Source organism: Megamonas sp. Calf98-2, from assembly GCF_900110235.1.
GTDB classification, from domain to species: Bacteria; Bacillota; Negativicutes; order Selenomonadales; family Selenomonadaceae; genus Megamonas; species Megamonas funiformis.
This window is the reverse complement of record NZ_FOCY01000064.1, coordinates 1-1,582: the sequence shown is the minus strand read 5'-3', so window position 1 is coordinate 1,582 and position 1,582 is coordinate 1. Positions and strand designations below refer to the sequence as shown.

Below are 1,582 nucleotides of genomic sequence, written 5' to 3'. Positions count from 1 at the left end.
ATTGCTTTAACTTTAAATTCATTTGAGTATTTAGTCATAAAAAAACTGCACCTCCAAAAGTTGTTTTGTGTCCAACTTTTGGGGTGCAGTTCATTATCTTATACTAAAATATCTTATATGAATATATCTTCTTTTAAAGGAAATATCATATGTATAACAAATAAGAGCTATATATGCTATGATTTCACAGCTTTCTTCTAATAATTGATTATAATTACCAAATTGCACTAAACCTCTATCAAATACAAATTGACCCAATATGCTTGTCACTATAAAAAACAAAAATTCACCTAATGGAATGTACCAACAAATTCCTTGTCTTCTGCTTTGATAAAAATATACTCCCAATAAAATCAAGACTATTAAAATTAAAATCCCTACCATTGGATAAACTACTGAACCATACCATAATTCATGTACTTTTACAAAAATCTGTTCACCATTTTTATCCATACCAATAGGATAAAATACACGACCCCAACTCAATTCTCTGCCAATCATCAATATATAAATTATTATCGAAGCTACATAAAATTTTATACTATCATATAAAATAAAATCTCGTATTTTCCCTATACAGATTACAATACCTAAAAATAAAATTACAACTTCTAAATTCTCTAAAAAATGATTTTCATAACTATATTCTATAGGCAAGACAAATGATAACCCAATAAAAATAACAGCTAAAATACACAAAATAACTAAAGCTTTTGTATATCTAATTTCAAAATTTAACATTTATATTCCTTCTTTATTTCTTTTTAAATGATATATCATAAGTAAAGCATACTAAAGAACAATATGCTAATATCTCTGTGCATTCTTCTAATAATTGACCATAATCTGCTAAAAACTTAATTAAATTTTTCTCAAATACTATCTGGCTCAATATCATCATAATTATAAATAAACGAATGCTATATCTAGGTATACTACAAATAATCTGTTCTTTTTTTATGTATTTATAAGTTTGTATCATTAAAAATAATGCTATTAAAACTAGTACTGCAATTATAGGATATACTATTGGACCATACCATATTTGATGGATATTCATAAAAATCTGTTCACCATTTTTATCCATACCGATAGGATAAAATACTCTACCATAACTTAATTCTCTAGCAATCATAACAATATAAAAAATACCACATGCTAAATAAAACTTATTAATTTTATCTTTATTTAAATTTGCAGTTTTATATAACATATTTATAAAACCAATACCTAATATAAATACTTCTAGATTTTCTAACAAATGATTTTCATAACTACATTCTATTGGTAAAATGAATGCTTGAGGTAATAATAAAACCATCAAACCAATTAAAATATAATACGTCTTATGCATATATTTATCTACACAAAGCATCAATACCATCCTTTACAAAAATTTAAATTTATTTTCATCTAAAATTCATTTTTATAAAATATACTATAATTGAGATAATAGAATATTTTTTTATCTATAAACAATAATAAAGAATTGACATACTCCCCATGCCTAAATGCAGGGGATTCTTGGATACAAACGATACTTGCCTACTAAAATAGCAGGTCTTACTATATCTCTCCAAAG

Annotated in this window: 2 protein-coding genes; both read right to left on the bottom strand. The window is 24.7% G+C overall.

Annotated elements, in window-relative coordinates; genetic code table 11:
• Window positions 1-93 precede the first annotated feature (93 nt).
• Window positions 94-741: a hypothetical protein gene (locus BMX03_RS11000; RefSeq protein ID WP_091695431.1), complete on the bottom strand. Its 648-nt coding sequence runs from the start codon at window positions 739-741 to the stop codon at window positions 94-96.
• A 13-nt stretch (window positions 742-754) separates the two neighbouring features.
• Entirely contained in the window at window positions 755-1,375 is a 621-nt protein-coding gene (locus tag BMX03_RS10995) for a hypothetical protein (protein WP_091695429.1), read from the bottom strand.
• Window positions 1,376-1,582 lie beyond the last annotated feature (207 nt).

Bases quoted from the DNA above. Each gene is read 5' to 3' on its own strand.
- BMX03_RS11000 (WP_091695431.1), bottom strand. From the start codon at position 741: ATGTTAAATTTTGAAATTAGATATACAAAAGCTTTAGTTATTTTGTGT.
- BMX03_RS10995 (WP_091695429.1), bottom strand. From the start codon at position 1,375: ATGCTTTGTGTAGATAAATATATGCATAAGACGTATTATATTTTAATT.